General features: G+C 57.5%; 25 protein-coding genes. 16 read left to right on the top strand and 9 right to left on the bottom strand.

The annotated features are described in order from the left end of the window. Positions 1 to 498, bottom strand: a complete 498-nt coding sequence (locus KTJ78_RS03215) for a hypothetical protein (RefSeq protein ID WP_217132527.1) — start codon at positions 496 to 498, stop codon at positions 1 to 3. Between the two features lie 18 nt (positions 499 to 516). Then, positions 517 to 759 (bottom strand): hypothetical protein, encoded by a 243-nt coding sequence (locus tag KTJ78_RS03210; RefSeq protein WP_217132525.1) that lies wholly within the window; start codon positions 757 to 759, stop codon positions 517 to 519. Positions 760 to 967: 208 nt separating this feature from the next. Between KTJ78_RS03210 and KTJ78_RS03205 the strand changes: the two genes are divergently transcribed. From KTJ78_RS03205 to KTJ78_RS03180, 6 genes are all read left to right on the top strand, one after another. Beyond that, positions 968 to 2,413, top strand: coding sequence for an Eco57I restriction-modification methylase domain-containing protein (locus tag KTJ78_RS03205; protein WP_217132523.1), 1,446 nt, complete (start codon positions 968 to 970; stop codon positions 2,411 to 2,413). Continuing rightward, positions 2,410 to 3,351 (top strand): BsuBI/PstI family type II restriction endonuclease, encoded by a 942-nt coding sequence (locus tag KTJ78_RS03200; RefSeq protein ID WP_217132521.1) that lies wholly within the window; start codon positions 2,410 to 2,412, stop codon positions 3,349 to 3,351. Before KTJ78_RS03205 ends, KTJ78_RS03200 begins: the two co-directional genes overlap by 4 nt. 238 nt (positions 3,352 to 3,589) lie before the next feature. Beyond that, entirely contained in the window at positions 3,590 to 5,206 is a 1,617-nt protein-coding gene (locus tag KTJ78_RS03195) for an ATP-dependent nuclease (protein WP_217132519.1), read from the top strand. 2 nt (positions 5,207 to 5,208) lie between these two features. Then, positions 5,209 to 6,891 (top strand): UvrD-helicase domain-containing protein, encoded by a 1,683-nt coding sequence (locus KTJ78_RS13850; protein ID WP_217132517.1) that lies wholly within the window; start codon positions 5,209 to 5,211, stop codon positions 6,889 to 6,891. Between the two features lie 723 nt (positions 6,892 to 7,614). Then, complete coding sequence (locus KTJ78_RS03185) at positions 7,615 to 9,393, top strand: ATP-dependent nuclease (RefSeq protein ID WP_217132515.1); 1,779 nt, start codon at positions 7,615 to 7,617, stop codon at positions 9,391 to 9,393. Positions 9,394 to 9,431: 38 nt separating this feature from the next. After that, a complete protein-coding gene (locus KTJ78_RS03180) occupies positions 9,432 to 10,031 on the top strand; it encodes a hypothetical protein (RefSeq protein WP_217132513.1) in 600 nt (199 codons plus the stop codon). Here KTJ78_RS03180 and KTJ78_RS03175 read toward each other — a convergent pair. Beyond that, positions 10,028 to 10,459, bottom strand: a complete 432-nt coding sequence (locus tag KTJ78_RS03175) for a hypothetical protein (protein WP_217132511.1) — start codon at positions 10,457 to 10,459, stop codon at positions 10,028 to 10,030. The genes KTJ78_RS03180 and KTJ78_RS03175 overlap by 4 nt on opposite strands. 160 nt (positions 10,460 to 10,619) lie before the next feature. Next, entirely contained in the window at positions 10,620 to 10,976 is a 357-nt protein-coding gene (locus KTJ78_RS03170; RefSeq protein ID WP_217132509.1) for a hypothetical protein, read from the bottom strand. A 347-nt stretch (positions 10,977 to 11,323) separates the two neighbouring features. Here KTJ78_RS03170 and KTJ78_RS03165 point away from each other — a divergent pair, with 347 nt between their 5' ends. Further along, positions 11,324 to 11,854 (top strand): hypothetical protein, encoded by a 531-nt coding sequence (locus tag KTJ78_RS03165; RefSeq protein WP_217132508.1) that lies wholly within the window; start codon positions 11,324 to 11,326, stop codon positions 11,852 to 11,854. 27 nt (positions 11,855 to 11,881) lie between these two features. On the opposite strand, the gene KTJ78_RS03160 is transcribed toward KTJ78_RS03165, so the two are convergent. Continuing rightward, on the bottom strand, positions 11,882 to 12,391 hold the full coding sequence (locus KTJ78_RS03160; RefSeq protein WP_217132507.1) for a hypothetical protein: 510 nt from the start codon (positions 12,389 to 12,391) through the stop codon (positions 11,882 to 11,884). A gap of 338 nt (positions 12,392 to 12,729) precedes the next feature. Here KTJ78_RS03160 and KTJ78_RS03155 point away from each other — a divergent pair, with 338 nt between their 5' ends. Further along, the gene (locus tag KTJ78_RS03155) at positions 12,730 to 13,059 is read left to right on the top strand and encodes a hypothetical protein (RefSeq protein ID WP_217132506.1); all 330 of its coding nucleotides are present in this window, start codon (positions 12,730 to 12,732) and stop codon (positions 13,057 to 13,059) included. Between the two features lie 45 nt (positions 13,060 to 13,104). Here the strand turns inward: KTJ78_RS03155 and KTJ78_RS13495 are convergent, their stop codons facing one another. Further along, positions 13,105 to 13,572, bottom strand: a complete 468-nt coding sequence (locus tag KTJ78_RS13495) for a GNAT family N-acetyltransferase (RefSeq protein WP_217132505.1) — start codon at positions 13,570 to 13,572, stop codon at positions 13,105 to 13,107. Positions 13,573 to 13,913: 341 nt separating this feature from the next. On the opposite strand from KTJ78_RS13495, the gene galE reads away from it, so the two are divergent. Beyond that, positions 13,914 to 14,918 carry a UDP-glucose 4-epimerase GalE gene (galE, locus tag KTJ78_RS03145; protein WP_254259309.1) on the top strand — a complete coding sequence of 335 codons (1,005 nt, stop codon included), beginning with the start codon at positions 13,914 to 13,916 and terminating at the stop codon, positions 14,916 to 14,918. 119 nt (positions 14,919 to 15,037) lie between these two features. Further along, the gene (locus KTJ78_RS03140) at positions 15,038 to 16,330 is read left to right on the top strand and encodes a CoA transferase (protein ID WP_217132504.1); all 1,293 of its coding nucleotides are present in this window, start codon (positions 15,038 to 15,040) and stop codon (positions 16,328 to 16,330) included. 11 nt (positions 16,331 to 16,341) lie between these two features. On the opposite strand, the gene KTJ78_RS03135 is transcribed toward KTJ78_RS03140, so the two are convergent. After that, positions 16,342 to 16,821, bottom strand: a complete 480-nt coding sequence (locus tag KTJ78_RS03135) for a hypothetical protein (protein ID WP_217132503.1) — start codon at positions 16,819 to 16,821, stop codon at positions 16,342 to 16,344. A gap of 314 nt (positions 16,822 to 17,135) precedes the next feature. Here KTJ78_RS03135 and KTJ78_RS03130 point away from each other — a divergent pair, with 314 nt between their 5' ends. From KTJ78_RS03130 to KTJ78_RS03105, 6 genes are all read left to right on the top strand, one after another. Further along, positions 17,136 to 17,381, top strand: coding sequence for a PLD nuclease N-terminal domain-containing protein (locus KTJ78_RS03130; RefSeq protein ID WP_369807953.1), 246 nt, complete (start codon positions 17,136 to 17,138; stop codon positions 17,379 to 17,381). An 88-nt stretch (positions 17,382 to 17,469) separates the two neighbouring features. After that, on the top strand, positions 17,470 to 17,853 hold the full coding sequence (locus KTJ78_RS03125; protein ID WP_217132499.1) for a PadR family transcriptional regulator: 384 nt from the start codon (positions 17,470 to 17,472) through the stop codon (positions 17,851 to 17,853). Then, positions 17,850 to 18,587 (top strand): hypothetical protein, encoded by a 738-nt coding sequence (locus KTJ78_RS03120; protein WP_217132498.1) that lies wholly within the window; start codon positions 17,850 to 17,852, stop codon positions 18,585 to 18,587. The genes KTJ78_RS03125 and KTJ78_RS03120 overlap by 4 nt, the downstream gene beginning before the upstream one ends. Positions 18,588 to 18,639: 52 nt before the next feature. Further along, entirely contained in the window at positions 18,640 to 19,197 is a 558-nt protein-coding gene (locus tag KTJ78_RS03115) for a TetR/AcrR family transcriptional regulator (RefSeq protein WP_217132496.1), read from the top strand. Continuing rightward, positions 19,194 to 19,553, top strand: a complete 360-nt coding sequence (locus KTJ78_RS03110) for a DMT family transporter (protein ID WP_217132492.1) — start codon at positions 19,194 to 19,196, stop codon at positions 19,551 to 19,553. The genes KTJ78_RS03115 and KTJ78_RS03110 overlap by 4 nt, the downstream gene beginning before the upstream one ends. Then, positions 19,550 to 19,864 (top strand): DMT family transporter, encoded by a 315-nt coding sequence (locus KTJ78_RS03105; RefSeq protein WP_217132490.1) that lies wholly within the window; start codon positions 19,550 to 19,552, stop codon positions 19,862 to 19,864. Before KTJ78_RS03110 ends, KTJ78_RS03105 begins: the two co-directional genes overlap by 4 nt. Before the next feature lie 17 nt (positions 19,865 to 19,881). On the opposite strand, the gene KTJ78_RS03100 is transcribed toward KTJ78_RS03105, so the two are convergent. Further along, positions 19,882 to 21,975, bottom strand: coding sequence for an iron ABC transporter permease (locus KTJ78_RS03100; protein WP_217132488.1), 2,094 nt, complete (start codon positions 21,973 to 21,975; stop codon positions 19,882 to 19,884). After that, positions 21,972 to 23,030: an iron-siderophore ABC transporter substrate-binding protein gene (locus KTJ78_RS03095; RefSeq protein WP_217132487.1), complete on the bottom strand. Its 1,059-nt coding sequence runs from the start codon at positions 23,028 to 23,030 to the stop codon at positions 21,972 to 21,974. Before KTJ78_RS03095 ends, KTJ78_RS03100 begins: the two co-directional genes overlap by 4 nt. Between the last annotated feature and the right edge of the window lie 11 nt (positions 23,031 to 23,041).

Here is a 23,041-nt window from a genome sequence, read left to right as displayed (position 1 = left end):
TTAGTCGCTGCCAACTTCCTCAACAGCTTTACGCTCAAGACGCTCCGTGAGAACCTTTACGATCTTGGAGTCAAAGCACGACTCATAGCGATGCTTCGTACCCTTCGCGATTTCATCCAAATACTTCGCAACGGTTTCAGCGTGCCTGACTTTGCCACCGGCTGCGAAGTAGGCCGCGAGCCAGTCGTCTTTGCTCGCAGATACTCCGGCATCTCGGAATGCGTGAATGAGACCAAGAACAGCGCCCTTATCATTGCCGCTTCCGAGACCGTTGTACTCCTCATTTACCATCATGCGTGCTGCTTCCGCGAGAAGCGGGTCCGAGGGAGTATCTTTCTCATTAGCGCCGAGGCTGGTGGATTCGAAGCCCCGAAGCATTGCGCGCAGGACACTGCTCTCCGTAGAGATGATCACGACGACCTTCTCAAAGGTTCCGTCCTCGACAACCTGTCGGATGGCCTCAACTTCGACTTCCTTGAACGGGATGAAGGCGAGCAACGTGGCGTCGAGTTTCTTTCACTCAGCGTGCCGAAGGTCTGCGTACGTTGCCCTGATCGATTTGATCCTTGGAACCTCCAGGTGCTCGGTGAGGTCATGTTCCAGTCGGTGGCTCTTGGCAGTGACGTGTTCTTCTTTCTCTGCGTAAAAGAGGTATGCGGGAGTTGCCCCGATCCAGTCTCGGATGCGCTGGCTGCCCTCCGTCTTGTAAAGACCGCCATTTACCTGATCGAAAATCGTCATGAATGCTAGTTCGGTCATACGTTAATGATCTCCTCAGCCACCGACATTCACGCGCTATATTTTAATAAAATCCCTGTTCGTGAGAAAATTAGGTTAGATGCAGAGCCAATTATTGAGTCCAGCACTGAATCAGATCTCGCCGAATTTTCTCGGTGCTGTTCTAGTTTCCGGCCGTCGCAGGAGTGCCGACGGGCAAGAAGTCGGTGGCATTCGGTACTCTGCTGATATGAGTCTCATTGACCGTGCAGAAGCACGACGAACGGCTGCACTGGCATCCATTGCTGCGGATAGCCAAGCGGCGCTTGGACAATACTTCACGCCATACCAGGCCGCGATCATTATCGCTAGCCTGCCAAAGCTGCCATCGGGAACCTCCGTTCGCATTCTTGATCCTGGCGCTGGAAGCGGCATGCTGTCGGCGGCTCTCATTGACCGTCTGCTGTCGGACCGCCCCGACTTGGTCATCCATGTGACTGCTGTCGAGGTTGACGAGACGCAGAATCCATTACTGAGCGAGACTCTTTCGGATATAGAGTCGCTTGGAAATATCACTACTGAGCTCGTGAGCTCCGACTTTCTATCGTGGGCACTTTCAACGACGCAACAGTTTGATTTGGTGATCCAGAACCCGCCGTATGCGAAGTTGCCTACGGGAAGCGAGTCACAGCGATTGCTCCGAATGGCAGGTATTGATGTTCCTAATATCTACGCCGCATTCTTGGCGCTCGGCATCCGCCTTCTCGACGACGGCGGTCAGCAGGTTGCGATTACGCCCCGCTCGTGGATGAACGGCACCTACTACGCGAATTTCCGACATGAGTTCGTGAAGCTGGCGGGGATCGATGCCATTCACACTTTCGAAAGTCGCTCAAAGGTGTTCGGAGATACTGGGGTCCTGCAAGAAGCGATTGTCGTGTCCTCTACGAAGGGGCGTCACGCTGACGCTATTTCGGTCTACACCTCACACGATCACTGCGCTGAGGCGAGTTGCCGAACGGTGCCATACACCGATGTCGTGACTGATGACTTTATCCATGTTCCAGCAACCGAAGCCGATGCAGCAGCGGTTGCCTGGATGCAGCAGAACGCCCATTGCACATTGAGCGACCTCGGCCTTACGGTCTCGACGGGAAGAGTTGTCGATTTCAGGTCACGAGACATGCTCTTTATGGAGCCAGTTGAAGGTTCCTGGCCGATGGTAAACGCGAGTCACATAAAGCAAGGCGAGGCGCATCACCCCGTCGGAACTAAGAAACCAGAGTGGTTCCACACCGACGCGGTTCGTGAGTCAAAGCTGCTAGTACCTGCTGGCACGTATGTTCTGATCAAGCGGTTCTCCGCGAAGGAAGAGCGGCGACGAGTAGTCGCCGCTGTCTGGCAATCCGCTAGGGCAGCCGCGTTCGACAATAAGCTGAACTTTGTCCATAAGAGCGGGGCAGGAATCGACCCTGACGTGGCGCGCGGCCTCACAATCTTCCTGAACTCATCTCAACTCGATAAATACTTCCGAGTATTTTCCGGCCACACCCAGGTGAATGCGACTGACCTCAGGCAGATGCGTTTCCCCTCGTTAGAACAGTTGAAGGAACTCGCAGTCATCGATAGAAATTCACAAGACGATCTGGATGCAGCAGTCGAAAGAGTTCTTGCTCGAGTAGGAGTAGCGGCATGACCCGTTTAGAAGAAGCGCGAGAGATTCTGAAAACGCTTGGCTTTGACGCTGGTCGTTCTAATGAACGTAGTGCGAGGACGCTGCTTGCGTTGGCACAGTTGTCAGAGCAGAGTTTATGGATCGATGCGGTGAATCCTCGGCTTGGAGTACGCGCCATCCTGGACTGGATTAGAGAAGAACTCGACTTCCCGGTTGCGGAGAACACTCGTGAGACATATCGCCGCCAGACGCTGCATCAGTTCCGAGATGCAGGCTTAGTCATACTCAACGAGGATGACCCTGAGCGTCCGACGAACTCGTCTCATAACAACTACAAACTGACGGATAACGCGCTCGAGGTGCTTCATTCATACGGCACCGAGGGCTTTCAGAAGAAAGTCGACTTCTACCTCGAAAAGTTGCCAGGGCTCCTCACCATGTATCGTGCCGAACGAGAGATGGCACGTATTCCCGTGGCATTGCCTGGCGGTATGGAGTTGACCCTTGGCGCAGGTGGGCAAAACGTGCTTATCAAGCAGATGATCGATGATTTCTGTGCTTACTTCATTCCCGGTGGTGAGGTGCTTTATATCGGTGATGCTGACGACAAGCTCATGCACTTCGATGAGCAGAAACTGGCCGACCTCGGAGTTTTCGTAGACACCCACGGCAAGCTTCCGGACTTGGTCGTCTACCAAGAGGAGAAGAATTGGCTCTTCCTTATGGAAGCTGCGTCGACACATGGGCCGGTTGATGCGAAGCGGCACGGTGAGCTGAGCGCTTTGTTTGCTGGGTCTACTGCTGGTCTGGTTTATGTTTCTTGTTTCCCCGACCGCGCCGTCATGAGGAGATTCCTCGCTGACCTCGCATGGGAAACCGAAGCATGGTGCGCCTCCGATCCGACTCACATGATTCACCTCAATGGTGATCGATTCCTGGGGCCACACGAAGAGGCATAAGAACAATTACGCCATTCGGACAAAGCCTGTCCACGGATTCGTAACGGTAAGAAGGTTAGGCCGCCCAGATCCGCTTCTTGAGCGTCAGCGCTAAAGAATATCGGTAGTCACCGATACGGTAGACACATAACCAAGAAATAGCTAAACGTGTAGGTACGCAAAAGAGGATACGGCACCATGCATTCTGATGCTGTTGCTAACTCCTCTTTAAGTAGCACTTCGTGCAGGAGATCATGCAATGCGACTGAGCAACATCAAGTTTGAGAATTACGGCCGACTCCAGGATCGGGAGATTGAGGTGCGCGAGCATCTCGTTCTTGTCGGCGCTAACGACGTTGGCAAGTCTTCGCTTCTGCGGATGCTTGACCTCACCCTCGGCGCAAGCATGGCGCAACTGTATGCGAACTTGAGTGTTGAGGATCTACGCAAAGACAGCGATCCGCTCATTGTGGAGGTCGAGCTCACCGACTTCGATAAGGACGAAGAAGGGGCATTCTTCCCAGACGAGATCAAAGTTGATCCCGTTTCAGACACTGCAACGCTGACGGTGCAGCTTCGGGTCGAAGCGGATGAAAAGGGCTCCGTCACGATCCAGCGATTCGCACCTTCTGGCGGCACAAACAGACAGCTTTCTCGTGAGCAAATCGCTAGGTTGGGATGGAAATTCCTCGGCGCTACTGCGCAATCTCGCGACCTACGTGAGGATCGTCGTAGCGCTGTCGACGACATGCTCGAGGCACTTGAGCTTGGTGATGAGCAGGTATCATTTACAAGTCTGGCCGCGGACTTTCAGACCCGGCTGAACGAATCTCCGCTTCTTAGCGATCTTCGCTCACAACTCGCTGGGCAGCTGTCAAAAGCACTCCCTGAAAAGGTCGATGCTGATCACTTGTCATTCGTCAGTGGCGCCTCGGCTGACGATGACCCGTTGTCTGATGTGCGACTTCAAGTGATCAAGAGTGGCGAGACTCATAACCTCTCGGAACAGTCCGACGGCACACGGGCGCTCTATGCAATTGCTCTATACGACCTGATGAGCGTTGGGGCGAATATTGTTGCGATCGACGAGCCGGAGATCCACCTGCATCCGACCTCGCAGCGAAGCCTTGCGCGGCTCCTTCGTTCGAGCGCCAGCCAGAAGATTCTGGCAACCCATTCTCCTGACATTGTGAGCGCGTTCGATCCTGGGTCAGTCGTGGTCGTGCGTCACGGTGGCGAATTGGTGCAGCCTAAGGAGGATTTCCTCTCTGATGACGAAAAAATGCGCGTGCGCTGGTGGGTACGTGATCGTCTTGAGCCGCTCACTTCAAAGAGAGTGATTGCGGTCGAAGGCATCTCTGACCGGATCATCCTTGAACGCGCTGCGGAGGTGACAGGCCGAGATCTCGATCGTCTCGGGGCGTCTGTTGTTGAGGCGGGTGGTGCCAACGAAATGGCTCCGATCGAAAAGCTCTTCGGCGAGTCTGGTTTCAACATCCGACTCTCAGTGCTTGTGGATGAAGACGCTGAGGAGTCGACGGCCAAGAAGCTCGGCTTGAAGGTTGAAGACCTTGCTTCCAATTCGGTATGGGTATCTCGGAAAGATCTTGAAGATGAATACGTTGCGGCGCTAGGTGTTGATGCGGTCTGGAACGCACTCACGACGAGTAAGCAGTTCACGAAAAACCAGCTTCAGTTCTGCGAATCTACTGGGGAAGACAAGAAGCGAACTGCGGAAGACGTTGCAGCATTCTGCCGAAGAAACGCTGACTTCAAGGTACGCGCTGCCCTGTCGATCACCAACATTCTTACGGTAGAAAGCGCAGTCAAGATCACGAGCATCGAGAACCTGCTGAGTGAAATTGTGGTGAGCTAGGCGTGATTACCCCTACCGTTGCACAAGCTCAGATCCGTGATCATGCTGAGCCTGACCTGTTGGTTGTTGCTCCTGCTGGATGCGGAAAGACCGAGGCGCTCGCGCTCCGGGTACAGGGCATGTTGGAGCGTGGGGATGTTACTGCACCACGGAAGATTCTCGTCGTAACCTTTTCTAACCGCGCGCGGGATAACATCCGCGAACGACTCAAGAGCTACGTTGGCCCGACTCAACTACGAGACCGAGTCTGGGTAGTCAATTTCCATGGCCTGTCCGCACGAATCATTCGAGCTCATGCAAACGTTATCGGACTGTCAGCAGACCTTCCGATTCCAGAGCGAGACGTTACGGGCGATGCCTGCCAAAAACGTGACCTCGACTTTAATCTCACAGGTCGGGTGAAGGAAGCCCTCCGAGACGCAAAGTTGGAGCCACGAACTGATGCAGAGGTTGATGCGTTCCTCGTTGCACAGCGCGAAACCGATGCGCTCGAAATCGAAAGGGAACGAGTGGCAAACAGCCTGCTCGCCTATGAGGATTTGCCTCGTTTGGCTGAACTCATTCTCGCTAACGACACCGTCGCACGACTTTACCGAGCGCACTTCGGTGCAGTCATCGTGGATGAGTTTCAAGACCTCACACCACAACAACTTCGAATCGTAAATCGCATCGGGTACAAGCGCACAACATTCGCCGGTGATCTCGCTCAGGGTATCTATAGCTTCACGGGAGCAAAACCTCTAGAGGTCAGTGCGGCAATCGAGACGGAATGCTCAGAAAAGATTACGTTTGCTGACTCACATCGATCATCTCCAGCAGTCCTTGCAGCCGTCAACGCTCTCGCTCCACTTACTAATGGCGTTGAACTAACCGCAGCCGCGCCCGAGTCCTGGCCCAGTGGAGGGATGCTGGGGATAGCAGCATTCGAAGATGTGCAAGCAGAAGCAAACTGGGTGGTGTCGATCGCAGAGGCAATTCTCAATCACTCGGCCACGCAGCGAATCGGCATTATGGCGCGTACTGCTGGCCGCCGTCGCTTTATTGAAGAAGTTCTGACGAAACGTGGTACCGAGTTCATGCGCTGGGATGATGGCGTACTCGATACCGATACCGCTCGAATGATGCGTGCGATGTTGAGCCAGTTCGACTTGAACGGGTATCAAAAGGCCATGGATAAGCCAGCGTTCTTACGCCAGATATCTGGGCTTGAATCGCTCCTCGAAACCGACAGCCGGAAGAACTTGGCAGACGCATTGAGCTGGTGTGGCGATCTCCTGCGGGAGGGTGTATCCCCAGCAGAAATACGTGGCCGAATCCGAGTTGGTGACGACTCAACTTTGATCACCCTGCCGGGAATTCACCTCCTTACCGGGCATGTCGGCAAGGGGCAACAATTCGATTGGGCCATGGTGGTTGGAGCAGAAGACGGAGTGCTTCCGGATTTCAGGAGCACTACTGATGAGGAGCGTGCTGAAGAAGCTCGTGTGTTCTCGGTGATGCTGTCACGTGCGCGCCATGGAGCGATTGTCAGCTATTCGGCAACAGTTCCTACATGGGCAGGGGATCTTAAAGGCAAAGCTCCATCACCGTTCTTGAAGTACCTCGAGAGGGCCAATCCGCTCGCTGGAGACGCATTGATCCAGTGGTTCAAAAACGTCGACTGGGAACAAATCGCGGCCAGGTAGGAGGCGTCCGATTTAGCAGGTGCAATCAGGGCTATCGTGTCCGTATCTTCACTCCGTGCTTGCGAAGATACTTCGACACCGTTGTGGGCGACACGTCATAGCGACTCCCGATCGTCGCCAGAGATTGGCCAAGCTCATACATCTCGACCATCTGCTTTACTACGGTCTCGGTGGGGGAGAAGGTCCTCATTTCTACCCTGTGGCGCTTGAGCACGAGGCCGACTCCGTTCCGACTGCGACCGATACGTTTCGCGATGCTTCCGGTTGATTCGCCAGCTTTGTAAGCCGTGATGATCTCTGTTGCTTCACCTTTGGTGACAATCCGGTGTTGACGCTTATGCTCGGATGCCTCATAGTAAGGGGCAGGTCGGCCAGAGACCTCATCGTTCTGGCTTGAGGGTATCGCTCGAAGGTACTCGCTTAGGCGTTGTAACTTTTCTGTCTTGCAGGAGAACAGTGCCACCAAAACGATAATGGTTATCATTATCGCAGGTATTTACTAGAGGTCAAGGCCCCCGATGGGGTCTTTTTTAGTAGTAAGTTCCGTACCGAGCTGACTGTTCTTGTTCGAATTAATTCCTCTTACCTCTGTTGGCATTTTGTTCGGTACGGCGATAGGTACGTATTTTATGAATCTCCCTGACCCCTGTCGTGATGTACCGATGGGGTTGTGCAGATAACAACATTTGACCCATTTGTGGTTCCTGTCATAATCAAGTCAGTATGAGTAATCGAATCAGTCTGAAGCAGGTCGTTCTCAGGTCGGGAGATACAGTCGAGGTCTCTGATGGGGTGACAGCGATCGTCGGACCGAACAATACTGGCAAGAGTTCATTGCTTCGTGAGGTGAGGGACTATCTATCCTCAGAGCCATATCATCTCGAAGCCTTGAGCCGAAAAGTGATCGATCGCGCAGTCCTTGTATTTGAAGGTTCGCCCGACGACTACTTCAATGACTTGGTCGCAGCATATGGGCGCAGGGAGCCGGGGCACTATAACTACGGAATGGTTATGAATCCGCACGTTGTCTTCAACGGAAGTGCTTATGTTGAGTTGACGGATTTGCAGCAGTTGTGGTCCACTGGGACTTCCTTGGGTGGTCGTCTCTCGCAATTTCAATTGCGTTATCTAAACGCGGAAGAACGGCTTGGGCTGACGAATAACGCTCCCGCCATCAACACCTATAACGAGCTTCCGAGCATGCCTCTACAGATTCTCTTTTCGAAGCGGGAACTTGAGCAAAGACTGAATGACCTTTCATCTGAAGCATTCAAGACCGGAGTAGTGGTAAATCGCTACGCAGGCGGGTCGATCAATCTTCATGCTGGGCGAGTTGCTGCTGAGGAAGGGCCGAGCCCGCAGTCGGCTGAATATCAGGCGGAGATTAACAGTCTCCCGCTTATGCATGACCAAGGAGATGGCATGCGTGCATTCGTTGGAATGGTGATGTCGATTATCACGAGTCAGACCCCATTGGTCCTAATTGATGAGCCGGAAGCCTTCTTGCATCCTCCGCAGGCACGAATGTTTGGAAGATTCCTTGCAGATTTTGCAAAGCAGGGCACTGGTGTGCAGGTAATTATCGCTACGCATAGTGAAGACGTGATTGCAGGTCTAACCTCTACGGTTAGTGGCGATACTCGCATCTCCATTGCTCGGCTTACGCGAGATCAGGATCGAAACCACGTAGCGCAGCTTCCGGCGAGTGCAGTTCGTGAGCTGTATGAAGATCCGCTTATGAAGCATTACGACATGCTCAACGGCTTGTTCTCCACTGGAGTGGTGCTCTGCGAAGCAGATTCGGACTGTACCTATTATCGAGCTACTGTCGATGAACTTCCTTCTGATGAGTACGGCTACATCCAGGAGGCCCACTTTACTCACTCAAGTGGGAAGGCTCGTATTGCACAGGCAATTAAGACGTTCAAGCAGACTGCAGTTCCGGTTGTGGCAATTTTTGACATCGACATTCTTCAGAACGACAACGAATTTTGGAGGCTTGTTGAGGTCGTTGGTGGCGACCGGTCAGTAATTGAGCCGTTGAGGAATATCGTCGTGAACGCAGTCGGCGGACGATCGGAGTCGCCAAGCAGGACCGCAGTAAAAGCGCAGATTCTTGAGATTCTTGAAGGCAAAAACGTTTCCACTCTCAGCGGTGGGGAAGTCGGTCGGATTCAGGGGATTATCTCGAGGAAGAGTGGCTGGAAAGAATTCAAAAATAGTGGACGTTCGATGCTTTCGGGTGGTGCAGCACAGGCTTTTATTAGCTTGACCGGGCAGCTCGAGACCCTAGGCGTTTTCGTACTTGAACAAGGCGAGCTGGAGCGACTCCATTCAAGTGTGGGTCAGAGTAACAAAGCCGCCTGGCTGCGAGAAGTAATTGAGGATGGCCTATATAGAGATTCACCTGCCGCTCCCTTACTGAAGCGAGTTTCTGAATATCTTGGTCAAGCGCAAACCCAAACTGTAGCTGAGGGCGAAGAAACTGCTATTGACGCTTGATGCCTTCTAATTCATAGTCATATGCATACATGCCGCGTTTGACGAATCAGGATTTCCTTAAACGTCATCACTTCCTTGTACTGCTCTGGGAAGATCAGATCCTGCGGTCACTATTCAGTGCACTTGAGCCCATGGAGCAGCTCCAGCTGCACCAGTATTACCAAACATTGAACTACGGTGACGACGCAGAAGTAGTCTCAACTCGCACCACCGTGAACCGTAACGATTCACCACTTACGCAGCAGGCTGGCCGTGCTTGGAAGCAACTGCTAGCTACCCTCGAGCGCGGCTGCGTTCAGTACTCGATTCACTATGATCCGAAAGATCTGCATCGCTGTGCACAGAAGTTATCGAAAGCGATCAGGAAGGCGATCCGGCCCAGCCCGGCGAACCAGAAGGCGAAGGCAAAAGCAAAAGCCCCAGTAGCTAAACGCAACTTCAAAGGTATGAGTCATCATTCGGTGCGACCGATCATGCGGCCCGAGATAGATATGAAGCAGCTCGCACGAGCCACACTGCTGCTTGCGCATCACCTCAAACGTGAAGAGCTTCTCGAGTCTGGTGAGATCGACGAAGAAGGCGAAGATGCGTACATACTGAAACGGATCGATTCGTTCATGGATCGGCTTCGCGACTAACGGGTTCGAATTTTCACGCCCTGCTTCCGCAGATGCAGCGACACTGTCGTGGGTGAGATGCTGTAGCGCTTCCCGATGGTGGCGAGTGATTGGCCGAGCTCATACATCTCGACCATCTGCTTCACTACGGTCTCGCTGGGGGAGAAGGTCCTCATTTCTACCCCGTGGCGCTTGAGCACGAGACCGACGCCGTTTCGGCTGCGTCCGAGCCGCTTCGCGATGCTTCCGGTCGATTCACCAGCTTGGTAAGCCGCGATTATCTCTGTTGCTTCACCTTTGGTGACAACTCGGTATTGACGCTTATGCTCGGATGCCTCATAGTAAGGGTCAGGTTGGCCAGAGACCTCATCGTTCTGGCTTGAGGGTATCGCTAAAAGATGCTCGCTTAGGTGTTGTAATTTTTCTGTCTTGCAGGAGAACAGTGCCACCAAACTAGTCTTATCAAAAGTTCTTTGAGGCTCTAACCTCGCGTGGGAACTCGCTATTGTGTTGGGAATAGCGTGACGGCAACGTTACTTCTACTCTGTCTCCACGATTGTGTGAGCGTCGACCAGCTTTTGATAAGGCTCATTCACATCGGTCCGGATTTCACCGAAGCCAAGCAAGATTCTTGCGAATATCGCCTGATTGAGTTGTTTCTTGATTTCTGGAGGTTGCTGCCTCGTAGGTGGCTTGCACATCCTGCAAAAGCTCAAGTGATTCTTGAATACGCTGTGTAGCCGAGGTTCGGACGATGATGGCGACGGCGAGTTTTCGTTCGACTTGTGTGAGTAGGATGCAGAGACGTTGTTGCTCGCGTTCAAAGAGTTCCTTCGAGATGACATTCTCGTAGTAGACACCGATGAGCTTGTCCTGCTTCTCGGTGATGTCTTCCGCTTCGCGTTCCAACTGCTCGACCTGTTCCTCCCGGAGGGCGAGCACGCGGTGCAGGGATGCGAATGCCACCTCCTGGATGCGTTGCCGGCGTTTCGGGGTAAGCGTGAGGGGCGTTTGGTGCAGACGAAGTGCTGGTAGATGCGTACACTCTTCGATTTCGTGTTCTGTGCGATCAGCCTGCGTCCGCACGCGATGCAGAACACGCTGCCCTTGAGATAGTGATCATGTACTCGCGAACGTTCCGCGTTACGGCGGGCGGTGAGCATGTCCTGCACGTCCGCCCAGGTGACCTGCTCTGGATAGGGTAAACAACCAGAAGATCTGCTCTAGGTTTCCCCGTCGAGCATTTTCCGCGAGAATCGACCCGCTTCCCATGTGGGAGCCTTCACCGCATATGAGGTTGTTATAGTACCGAGATGGGTGAGGACATGCATCTCGTAGAGACGACGATTGCGCGTCGGCCTCTCAACCGGTCGAAGGCGCTGATCGCCTTGACGCTTTCTGCCGCCGCGATCCTCGCACTGCTTGGGGCAGTGAGCCTCGCCTGGAACTTCATCGTGTACACGCCGACTGAACGCGGTTCTTGTCTCCCAGTCAACTCTCAAGAATGCAAAAGCCTCACTCAGGGGGCGATCGAAGACATAGCCCAGGTTTCATTACCTGATGATGCCCGGGTGCTTCGATCCGGTTCGAGTAAGACCCTGAAGTCTGCAAGTGCGTACGCTGTTATCGAACTTCGAGGGACCTCAGAGTTGACCTTGAATAGCAACTATCGCGAAACCAGCACGGGCGGGACCGCTCCTGGATACGTTCATGATGCCGGGCTTGCCTTCGTGGATTCTGTGGCTACGTTTACGGAGAGCGCAAACGTGATCCGCAAGGTGTTTCTCGGTAGCGGTGAAAGCGGGACTCGGTTGGCCTACATCGAGGAGTGGCGAGACTTCTGATCCGGCTAGACACCGAGCTGTCAGCGTTCAGCTTCGCATGAGGAGCCTGGTGGCCACGATCGCCAAGCTATAGGCGATCGCGGCTTGCACGAACGCTGGGACCGCGAATGCAAAGACTCCTGCGGTGATCATGCCGGGGCCATTTTCGCAATACTGACCCGGCTCACAGGGTTCAATGATGGCTCCTACGGCCCAGAGAAAAGCGAACAGCACCACCATGACCGCCGCGAGCATCGTCCCGAATAGCAAGGCCTGTACGAACCAAGGGAAGAGCCTTAGCCACGTTCCGAACACCAGGGAGACGACAAAGCCGAGTAGTAGGAACCCAGGACCGTAACTCATTGCGAGCATGAACGTGCCCGTGGGCAAGTTCCCATTCAGGATCGCAAGCAGCGATAAGAGGCACACGGTAGCGATCCCGACTCCTGTGAGCGAGAGCGTGACCCGCCAGACGATTCCCCAGCGGGTGAGAGCCGCCCAGGGATCTTCCTCGTACAGCTCGGCAACAAAGCTCTCTGGCTCATCCTCAGCTTGCATAACCACAGACTACACTGATAGCAGCTCCGCCAATCAACGAAGCACCGAAAGCGATACGCATGAATGGACGCATACTGCGGGGCGCACCGACAACATCGAGCTTCGAGCATTTTCCGCTTCTCGCGTGCCCGCTTTGAAAGTTCTCACAACCTAGCCCCGCCATCAACCGGGTGCCAAGCACGCGGCCAGCCTCGCAGGTCGCAGCATGACTTCGCCGCGCGGGGGCTTTTCCTGTGTGCTTGGCACCCGCCTGTCGGTGTGGCTTGCCTGCCCTCACATTCACCGTCAACCCGCGAAGTAGTTGAGAGGAACACGCCATTTTGGCTTCTCCAGGGTCATTGCTTGTGTTGTGGCTGTCGGCATTGGTGCGCATGCCCTCGCGGATGATCCTCGTGAACGGTTCCGCGAGCTGTGAGCGCAGCTCCTCTTCTTTGGTGATGGAGTCGCAGGCTGTCGTGCAGGAACGTGCGTCAGCCGCGCTGGTGCTCATCGTGCTCGGTGAGCTTCTGGTTCACGTTCGCGAGCCCTACCCGGAAGCGGCCTTGGTCGGCGATACGAACCCGACCGCGCGCATGGGGGAGCTGGGCCGCGTGCCGCTCTCGACCGCGCAAGGCTGGGTCGCCCGAGCAAGATGCAGGGGGGCTGGCCGCCGAGGTCGCGCCGGGTAGCCCGGCGATACCCAACGTATTACCGCCACGGTCATAATAAAACGGCTAGGTGAGACTGCGGACCCAGACGCGTGCCACGCTTTTCACGAGGTCTCCTTCATAGATGGCTGACTCTCCGGTCGGTTCATACCCAAGCGTCGTCCAGAACCCATTTGCGGTCTCGGCGTTCGTGTTCACGATGCTGATGCGGAGGCTTGATATTTCAAGCCAGCTCTTCGAAGCCTCAAGAATAGCTTTGTGCATTTGCATACCGAGTCCCTGACCATGCTGGTCGCCGTGCGTCATGAGCAGCCCGATGTGCGCAACCTCGGGTGCTGGCCAGCCGCGAATGACATCGGCAAAGGCGACAAGCTCTCGTTTGTTCCATAGCCCTAGCCCGTACTTCTGAGACTTGGAGACCCCCGGCGGAAGCGCGACAAGTGCTGAATCAGCGTCGCCCTCCCTGTGTGAGCGACCGCTGACACGCCTCGTGTAGCCATCATTTGATTCAAAGAGCCGCGCTAGCTCTCCCACGTCTTCCTAGCGAACAGCTCGAAGTGTTAGTTCTAGCATACGTTCAGTCTAATAAGTCGACGTAGGTCAATTCGGGCAATCGCTCCCTTTGTTCTGAATCTCTCGCGCTGTCGTCGCCCCTTTCTCTTCTGAACGAACGCATACTCAGTGCCTTAGTTGCCAGTACGCTCGGTTCGTGAATTGAGTCGAGGAGGTGAGTCGGGTGCATGGCGGCGTGATCCCGTTCCGGGGAACCAGGGCCGACTCGCTGCGCTATGTCGATGCCGGCCGCTCCCGTTGTATCATGACAAAGACAGGTGTTGCGTGGAGGCAGCAGACGCAGATAATGGCTGGAGGCTAGTTTGAAGGTCCTCATCACTGGTGGAGCAGGGTACATCGGTTCAACCATTGCGGCTTGTTGCTCAGACAGCGATATCACGCCCGTCATCCTTGACGATTACAGCAAAGGGCTGAGGGAATTCTCGCAGCCGTATGCGAACTACGAAGGCGACATTGCCGATGTCTCTCTGCTCCAGTGCATCGTGTCTGAGCACCCTGACATCGACGCGGTTATCCACTGTGCAGCGAAGATTGTCGTGCCCGAATCTGTGTCGGTGCCACTCGACTATTACGAGAACAACGTTGCCAAATCGATCACCCTTCTGCGTGAGCTTTCACGGCTTGGGGTGCGCCGTTTCATCTTGAGTTCGACGGCCTCCATGTATGAAGCCGGCGATGACTATATGGTCGATGAGTCTGGCGCGGTCGCTCCTCAGAGTCCGTATTCAGCCTCGAAATGGATGTTAGAGCGGGTGCTCCGTGACTTCGCAGCAACCGGGGCAATGAACTCGATTGCGTTGCGTTACTTTAACCCGATTGGGGCAGACCCGAGTATGCGGAGCGGTCTTCAAGACCCGCAGCCTACCCATGCCCTTGGCAAGATGATCGAGGCGTATCGAAGCGGCGGTGCCTTCACGGTAACCGGTGTTGCTTGGCCCACGCGAGATGGTTCAGCGCTTCGTGACTATGTGCACGTGTGGGATCTCGCACGTGCCCACGTGGCGGCGCTTCAAAAGTTTGATGAGGTCATCGCTCAGTCTGAGGTGGCCGGGTTCGACGTCATCAATCTCGGCACCGGAACAGGAACGACGGTGTTTGAGCTCGCCAACGCATTTGGTGACGCGACAGGCAAACCCTTGGAGGTGCAGACAGCTGCTCCTCGGCTTGGTGATGTTGTGGGGTGCGCGACGCTGACGGCGAAGGCGGCACGACTTCTCGCTTGGAACGCCGAGTTGAGCATTGCTGACGGGGTAAAGGACTCTCTCGCGTGGGCCGAGAAGCTTCCGGCCGTGCTTCACCGAGAATGAAGAGGCGCTCGATGAATGGAGACCTGCAGACGCCGTTAGCCCGCTTATGGCGTGAGACCGGGTCACCTGGCTTCGAGGATGATCGGGCTTTAGGCGCAGTAACGTTTACGGGACCGCGCGTGGTGCTGCCCTCGGAGTTCGACGTGACGGGGCTCGCAACGGGTGCAGTGGCGGCTGCGACACTCGCGGCCGCGCAATTGCACGCTGCGAGGCGTTCGACGGTTCTCGCTCCCGTTGCGATCGACAGCGCCGAAGCCTGTGCGGTGTTCGAAGCCGAAAAGCTGTTCACCCCGGTCGGGTGGGCTCTGCCGTCGCTTTGGGATTCACTTGCCGGCAACTATCGCGCCGCCGATCGGTGGATCAGGTTGCACACCAACTATGCTCACCACCGTGCCGTCGTGCATGACGTGCTGGCGGCAGAAGATCGTGAGGGGGTGCGGGCGGCTGTTGCAGGCCGATCCGCTGAAGAAATCGAGAGCGCGATCGTTGCGGCCGGCGGAGCAGCCGCTGTCATGCGCAGCCGAACCGAGTGGTTGGCGTCAGCTGCGGGGCAAGCCACCGTGGCCGAGCCTGTGATGATCATCGAAGAACAGGGCAGCATCGCGCCGGTCGGCTGGAAAGATGCGCAAGCAGATCTGCCGTTCAGCGGTGTACGGGTACTCGACCTCACTCGCGTGATCGCGGGGCCGGTGTGCACCAAGTTTCTTGCCTGGCACGGTGCTGATGTGCTGCGTGTCGACCCACCTGGCTTCGAAGAAGTAGCTTCTCTGTTGCCTGAAACTACGGTCGGGAAGCGCACCGCAGCTGTTGATCTTGCCACCCCTGATGGGCGTGCCACGTTTGAACAACTCGTCAAGCTCGCCGACGTTATCGTTGTTGGGTATCGGGCCGACGCGCTGGCGAAGTATGGTTACGACGATGCGCAGCTTGCCGCGCTCAATCAGGCCCTGATCATCGCCCGCATCAACGCGTATGGTTGGGAAGGGCCGTGGCGCAGCCGGAAGGGCTTTGACAGCCTCGTGCAGATGAGCTGCGGAATCGCGGCTGACGGTGCGGCTGCTCGCGGTCTCGACGAACCGATGCCGCTACCGGTACAAGCGCTTGATCATGCGACGGGCTGGCTTCTCGGGGCGACCATTGCCCGCTCACTGACCCATCAACTTATGACCTCGGCCACTACGCACATCAGAGGGTCGCTCATTGGCACCGCGAACCTCCTTTACCGCATGAACCCGCCCTCGAGCCCGCCGAAAGCTGCCAAACCTCGAGCGCTCACCCTGGAAGAGAGCCATACGGAATGGGGACGTGCACGGCGGGTAGCGATGCCCGGAACGATAGCTGGTCTACACACTCACTGGGCGCAACCCGCGGGTCGACTCGGGCGCCACGCCGCGTGCTGGCGGGATCGATAGGCGAAGCATGCTCAACGAAGCGACAGCAGCGTGACGACGGCGATGATAGCGAAGGCTATGAGCGGAAGAATGTTGAGCGCGAGAAGTGCCACACTTTTCGTTGTCTTTGTGAACTGAGGAGAACGATAAACAAAGGCAAGGGGGTAAGCGAGCAGCACAATGCAGTACATGCTCAAGGTGGTATTGAGATAGACGCTCTGAATGCTGTGAAGACCGTGCACCCAATAGGGGAGCAACAGGATCCCAACAAAGATGCTGATTTTTCCGAGAACGTCGATGGTTGCACCAGACATGAACCAGTCACCGTTTCCATTGTGAAGTGTTATTGCTGACACGGTTGCGGCGCCTAAGAGTGCGAAAGCGAGTGGCATCACGGCGATGTATGCCTCATCGGTATTGAGCAGGGGGAGCAGCGGCAAGACGAAAACGATGAGACACAGCGCTACTAGGTAGACGAACCCTTTGAGTACCTCAGCGGTGATCTTCATCAACGTCAAACGTGTCCTTTGGTCTTTGTGGTCACCTCGGCTGCAAGAAATGTTCTGTTGTGGTTAGCCACTGATTCGTGCCTAGCGTTGGACATCTGCTTCCCGCGTTCAACATTTTCAAGGAACCTACGTATGGTTGAGCCAAGTGTATTCGAGGGTCTATGCGTCTTCAAGGGGTGGGGCTCCCGCCCGGCCCGTTGCTGAGAAGCCGCTGTTTCGAACTGGGCAATCAGAATGGGCAGTAAGAAAAACGTTGCCAGCAACTCGCTCCGTGCAATACTGGCACTTGAGAGCATTACCCGCCTGAGCAATGGAGAATGGCAATGGACGCTAACCCAAACCCCCTTATGTCCACTGGATATGACGTTGTGTGGATCGCTTTCGTGGCTTGCGTGGTCGTTCTGATCGCTATTGCACTTGTCTCTATCAGAAGAAATCGCCAAAGTCTTACCTCGTGGCAAGCGTTGATCTGGGGTCTGGTCGTGATTTTTGTGCCGATCTTCGGGCCAGCCGCATGGTTGTTTGCCGGGCGCCCCGTGCGTTTGCCTGCAGCGACGGAGTAGCCGCGCGCTTTCTTCAGCTGCTTGAGCGCTGCCGTGTTGCAGTACTGCAGAGGTTGACAGCATCACTAGTTAGAGAGACCATCTAGTTATGCGCGGAAAGCCCAACGTTGACGACGCACAGTCGCCGGAATGGCCGAGTGACTGGATGCGAGCGGTTCTTGGCTTACTGACGCTCCAAGCGTTGGAGCCCGGACCGTCGTACGGGTACGCCATCATCGCCGATTTAGAAGCCAACGGTATGGGCTCGGTGAAAGGCGGCACTCTGTACCCACTCTTGACCCGCTATGAAGCGGCGGGACTCGTGGCCGTTGAATGGCGGCCAGGAACAACTGGCCCCGGGCGCAAGTACTTCTCGCTCACCCCTCTCGGGCACAATGAGCTAGAACGCATGCGTGCCGATTGGTCGCTCTTCGCTCGGCGCACCAGCGACTATCTCGACAGTACGAAGATGAGGAAAGAAGTGCGCTCATGAACGCAACGATGACTGACCAAGACTGGATCGATCTGTTGATTGTCGAGCTGCGCATGCGTCGAGTTCCCGGCCCGGTGATCGGCGACGCGGTCGCCAGTGTGTGGGAGTTTATTGCAGACTCGGGGCAGGGCGCTGAAGAGGCCTTTGGGTCGGCCCGTGAATACGCCGCCTCGCTTGAGCTCCCCACGAGAGGGGCGGGTTGTCAAGCGTTGAGAATGCTCTTCTTGCCGGCAATGGGCCTTTTGGCGTTCCTCGCCTTCGCGCTCGCAAGCAGTGCTTGGTTCGACAGAAGCCCCGTGTTGCTTTCGGTACCCCAGGCAGTTCTGATGGCTGTTCCTGTGCTGCTGGTCGTGCTCTTTTCGTTCCCGTTCTACGCCCGGGCAGTGTTTCGAAAACGCTGGCTTCTCGCAGTGCTCGCTCTCGGTATCGCTGCCACGAGTGCAACAGCGAAGCTGGTTGCGCCAGAGGCGGAAGCCGAGGCCTGGCTTGTGCTGTCGCCGCTCGCTATTCTGGTGACCTCCGGTGCGGCGATCGTCATCTTGGCCATCACCGGCACCATTGCGACGCTGCGCGGCGGTGATGAAGACGAGGTCGTCGATCCGCTTGAGGCGCAAGGTGTGCCGGCGAATGGGCGCAAGAAGAAATCATTTCCGCTCTTCGTCAACTGGATCTTCGTGTTCTTTGCGATTGGCATCTTCGGTATTTCTTGGATTGCCAGCCTCGCGACGGCGTGAGTGTGACCCGTGCGAGTGTCACACTTTACCTTCCGGTTGGTAAAGTGGAGAAATGACCGCTGATACCCCCGTACGAATCATGCAGGCCGCGAAAGAGATCGTGGCCGAGCACACGAAGCTCGAGGGCGTTGCGCTCTCGCTTGATTCGGTTGCGAAACGCGCCGGGCTTACGAAGCCTGGCTTAATGTACTACTTTCCGAACAAGCAAGCCCTGATGGTGGGACTGGTCGAATTTGCGGCCCAGCAGTGGCACGACATGCTGCGCGAGCACGCGGGAGCAGAGCCTGCAGAGCTTACGGTGTTCGCCCGGTATCGAGCCTACGTTGAGGTTGCCACGACGGCCGAGGTGTCGCGTGCAGACTACTGGATCTTTTCTGACGCGCTCTACCATCCCTCGCTATCAGGGGCGTGGCAAGAGTGGCTTGGTCCTTGGTTCACGCTTGAGGGGGCACCTGAGGGTGCACGAGGCCCACTGACCGCGGCCCGGTTCTGCGCCGACGGGGCGTGGATGTCAGAGGCGACAGGCGTCATGCAGGCTGACGACCTCGGGCCTGTTCGCGCTCACGCGCTGCAACTCATTGCGGTTGCCGAGGGGAGGCCCACTCGATGAGGGCCTGGTTGTTGCTGTCGGGATCGATTGTCTGTGAGGTGACCGGCACTCTTGCGCTGCGAGCGGCGGTTGAGAGCCCTGGCTGGGTTGTGCTGACCGCTGTCGCCTACCTGGCAGCGTTTATGCTGCTCGGCTTTGCGCTGCGGGCGGGCATGCCGATCGGGGTCGCCTATGGAGTGTGGGGTGCCGTCGGGGTGGCGTTGGTCGCGCTTCTTGGAGCGATCATGTTCGACGAGATGCTGAGCGTTCAAGCGGTCATCGGAATCGCGGTCATCATTGTCGGGGTGTTCCTGATTGAGGCCGGGTCGCGGCCTGAGCCCAGATCAGATGGCGGATCGGAGCAGGTGCTGACGTGAGCTGGTTGTGGTTAAGCACCGCTATTGCGTTTGAAGTGGTGGCAACGCTGAGCCTGCGCGCTTCGAATGGGTTTCGTCGCAAAATCTGGCTCGTGCCGGTTGTGGCGGGGTATGGTCTCGCGTTCACCGCTCTCGGTTTTGCCCTTGCCGCGGGTATGCCAGTTGCCGTCGCTTACGGTATCTGGACGGCCGTTGGTATCGCCCTGATCGCGGTTCTCGCCCGAGCGATTTGGCGTGATCCGCTCACCAAGCGAATGCTTGTCGGTATCTGTCTGGTCATCGCGGGCGTGATTCTCGTCGAACTCGGATAAGTACTTTCGAGTTTGGCTCACCCGCGCGACCTGCGCAGCAACCAGACGAAATAGGGCGCACCGACGAGCGCGACCATGAGGCCGGCGGGCAGCTGTGCCGGCGAGATGAGCGTTCTGCCGAGCGTATCTGCGACGAGTACGAGCAGCGCGCCGAGCAGCATCGCGACGGGTATCACACGGGCGTGGCGGGCACCAACGAGGGTGCGCGCGAAGTGGGGCGCGACGAGTCCCACGAAGCCAACGACGCCGACCGCGACAACCGAGACCGCTGCGAGAACCGCGGCGATAGTGAGTACCCACAGTCGCGTTCGTTCGAGGCGGATCCCGAGAAGTCTCGGGGTGTCGTCATCGACCGAGAGTAGGTCAAGCTCGCGGTGCTGCGAGGCGAAGAAGGGCACCGCGAGGGCGAGCACGGCAGCGCCGGGCAGCGCATCCCAGAACGACCTGCCGTAGGTCGTGCCCGAGAGCCAGGTGAGAATGCGCGGGGTCTGCCACGGGTCTGAACTCAGCAGCATGAATGTGGTCACGGCGGTCAGCGCGAAGCCGCAACCGATGCCAATGAGCACAAAGCGATCGGGAAGAAGGCCGCCGCGCCATGACAGCAGCGTCACGAGCGCGAAGGTTGCGAGCGCCGCGAGCACGGCCATCACGACGAGGGGCAGTCGCCCACCGCCCGCAAACCCTGTGGTCACGACGAACACGGCGCCCACGCCGGCACCTGCCGAGATGCCGAGCAGGCTGGGCTCTGCCAGCGGGTTTCGGGTGGTGCCCTGCACGATGGTTCCCGCGAGGGCCAGGGCCGCGCCGCCCACGAGCGCCGCCGCCACCCGAGCGGCTCGCTCGTCGAGGGCCCTGCGAACGAGGTCGGGGGCGCTCGACTGCGCCCACAGGCTGAGATCGCCGAGTCGCAACCACACGTTGCCCGCGAGCATGCCGACAACGATCGCAGCGATGAGCAGCGAGGCAACGATCACGAGAACCGTGACGAAGCGGCGATGGATGCGGATCGACGACGCACTCGATGCGACGCGTGCCGAACCCGCGTCGCGTAGTCGCATGGCCAGGACAATAATGATGATGCCGCCGATGAATGCGGTGGGAATTCCGGTGGGAATCGTGGTGGCGCCCTCCGGTGTGAGTGCGGCCCTCAGGAGCGCATCGGCGAGCAGAATGAGCAGGGCGCCGAGGAGGCCAGAAGCGGGAATGAGGAAGGCGTGTTTGCGCAGCGCCGCGACCCGGTTTGCGAGGAGCCGGGCGAGCACGGGGCCACCGAGGCCGACAAAGCCGATGGGGCCGGCGAGCGTGACCGAGGTGCTCGTGAGCAGAACGGCGCAGATGACCGCGGTCATGCGGGTTGATCGCACCGAGACCCCGAGCGAGGCGGCGGCGTCGTCGCCGAGGCCGAGGGCGTCGAGCCGGCGGGAAAAGAGGAGCGCGAGGGTCAGTACAACGGCGATGAGCGGTGCCGCGCGAACCGAGGCGTCGATGTTGAGCTGCGCCAGTGAGCCGTTGCCCCAGGCGAAAAGCCCCTTCGTGCTTTCCTTGAAGAGAATGAGCAGCATGGCCGTGCCGGCGCTCAGCGCCATCGAGATCGCCGAACCCGCGAGAATGAGGCGGGTGTTTGCCGAGCCTGCAGCGCTGCCGGTGAGCCCGAGCACGAGCGCGGCGGCGAGCACCCCGCCGAAGAACGCCACGCCACTCGAGGCCCAGAAGGGAACCGACACGTTGAAGGCCGCGACCGCGGCCAACGCGAAGTACGAGCCAGAGGTGATGGCGAGGGTGTCGGGCGAGGCGAGAGGGTTTCTCGTCACCGACTGCAGGAGCGCGCCAGCGACGCCGAGCGAGAAGCCGACGGCAATGCCGGCGAAGAGACGGGGGAGTCGTGAGCCGAGAAACACGGCATCGACCGAAACGCCGCCCACGTGAACCGGCTCGCCGAGGAGCCCCCTGAAGAGGTCGGCCGCGGTAAGGCCGGAGGTGCCCTGCGTCAGGTGCCAGATGCCCACCGCGGCGATGATGACGACGAGCCCCGCGAGTAGCACGAAACCGCCGGCCAGACCCCTGCGTTCAGGAGCCCGGCCGGCAGCGCCGCGGGTAAGGGTGGTTGTCACCTGCCGGTGATCACGTCGACGAAGGCGTCGATCGCCTGCTCGTTTGAGCGTGGACCGCCGGCTCCCCAGATGCCGGGAGGGAACTCGAAGGCGCGCTCGTCTTTTACTGCCGGCAGCGACTTCCAGATCGGGCTCTTTTCGAGCTCGAGCACATAGCTGTCGGGGGTTCCGTCATTGGCGAAGATGAGGTTCACGTCACCGACGCCAATGAGGCCCTCGATGTCGGTCTGCGCGAGGCCGTAGGCGGGGTCGACCCCGCCGCTTCCGTAAGAGGCGTCAACTGAGTCGGTCCATGCCCCGGTGAGCCCGAGCTCTTCGCCGAGTTCGGTGAACAGGGCTCCCTCGCCATACGGGCGAATGACGACGTTGCCTGATTCGATCCACCCGTCAAAAAAGACGAAGTCTGTGGTCGGCAACGAGGCCGTCGAGACCTCGGTCTTCGCCTTCGCGAGGTGCTCGTCAAACTCGCCGATGACCTGTTCGGCGCGCTCGGTGCGTCCGGTTGCCTCAGCGATGAGCGAGAAGACCTTCTTCATGTTGTCGATCTGACCGCTCGTGTCGGTGCCCACGGTCGCGAGAACCGGCACGTCGCCCTTTTCGAGCTTCTTGAGCAGTTCATCATCGGGGCTATTGGCCTCGATGATGATGAGGTCGGGATCGGTCGCGTAGATGGCGTCGAGATCTGGCTCGCCGCGCTCGCCGACGTTCACGACCGACTCGGGCAGGGTCTCGGCGTTGATGTAGGTCGCGAAGCCGTCGATCGAGGCCGCGCCGACCGGGGCAACGCAGAGCGTCAGCAGGTCTTCGGTTTGCTGCCACTCGAGCACGACGATTCGCTCTGCCGGCTTGTCGAGCTTGATCTCGCGACCGTGGCTGTCGGTCATTGAGACGGGGTCGGTCGAGGTTTTGGTCGTGTCTGCGGCGCAGCTCTGCGAGATTGCCGCCTTATCAGCGGTCTCTTCGGCTGCATCAATGTTGGTCGTGCCGCACGCTGAGAGCGTGAGCGCGACGATTCCCGTGACAGCGACGGCGGTAACGCGCCTGGGGGTCTTCATATGGTGTCCTT

It is taken from the genome of Leucobacter chinensis (genome assembly GCF_019049105.1).
In the GTDB taxonomy this organism is placed as follows: domain Bacteria; phylum Actinomycetota; class Actinomycetes; order Actinomycetales; family Microbacteriaceae; genus Leucobacter_A; species Leucobacter_A chinensis.
This window is presented reverse-complemented; position numbering and strand designations above follow the sequence as displayed.

Coding starts and splice junctions, on each gene's coding strand:
- KTJ78_RS03210 (WP_217132525.1), bottom strand. CDS start 759: ATGACCGAACTAGCATTCATGACGATTTTCGATCAGGTAAATGGCGGT.
- KTJ78_RS03205 (WP_217132523.1), top strand. CDS start 968: ATGAGTCTCATTGACCGTGCAGAAGCACGACGAACGGCTGCACTGGCA.
- KTJ78_RS03200 (WP_217132521.1), top strand. CDS start 2,410: ATGACCCGTTTAGAAGAAGCGCGAGAGATTCTGAAAACGCTTGGCTTT.
- KTJ78_RS03195 (WP_217132519.1), top strand. CDS start 3,590: ATGCGACTGAGCAACATCAAGTTTGAGAATTACGGCCGACTCCAGGAT.
- KTJ78_RS03185 (WP_217132515.1), top strand. CDS start 7,615: ATGAGTAATCGAATCAGTCTGAAGCAGGTCGTTCTCAGGTCGGGAGAT.
- KTJ78_RS03165 (WP_217132508.1), top strand. CDS start 11,324: ATGGGTGAGGACATGCATCTCGTAGAGACGACGATTGCGCGTCGGCCT.
- KTJ78_RS03160 (WP_217132507.1), bottom strand. CDS start 12,391: ATGCAAGCTGAGGATGAGCCAGAGAGCTTTGTTGCCGAGCTGTACGAG.
- KTJ78_RS03130 (WP_369807953.1), top strand. CDS start 17,136: ATGGCAATGGACGCTAACCCAAACCCCCTTATGTCCACTGGATATGAC.
- KTJ78_RS03125 (WP_217132499.1), top strand. CDS start 17,470: ATGCGCGGAAAGCCCAACGTTGACGACGCACAGTCGCCGGAATGGCCG.
- KTJ78_RS03120 (WP_217132498.1), top strand. CDS start 17,850: ATGAACGCAACGATGACTGACCAAGACTGGATCGATCTGTTGATTGTC.
- KTJ78_RS03115 (WP_217132496.1), top strand. CDS start 18,640: ATGACCGCTGATACCCCCGTACGAATCATGCAGGCCGCGAAAGAGATC.
- KTJ78_RS03110 (WP_217132492.1), top strand. CDS start 19,194: ATGAGGGCCTGGTTGTTGCTGTCGGGATCGATTGTCTGTGAGGTGACC.
- KTJ78_RS03095 (WP_217132487.1), bottom strand. CDS start 23,030: ATGAAGACCCCCAGGCGCGTTACCGCCGTCGCTGTCACGGGAATCGTC.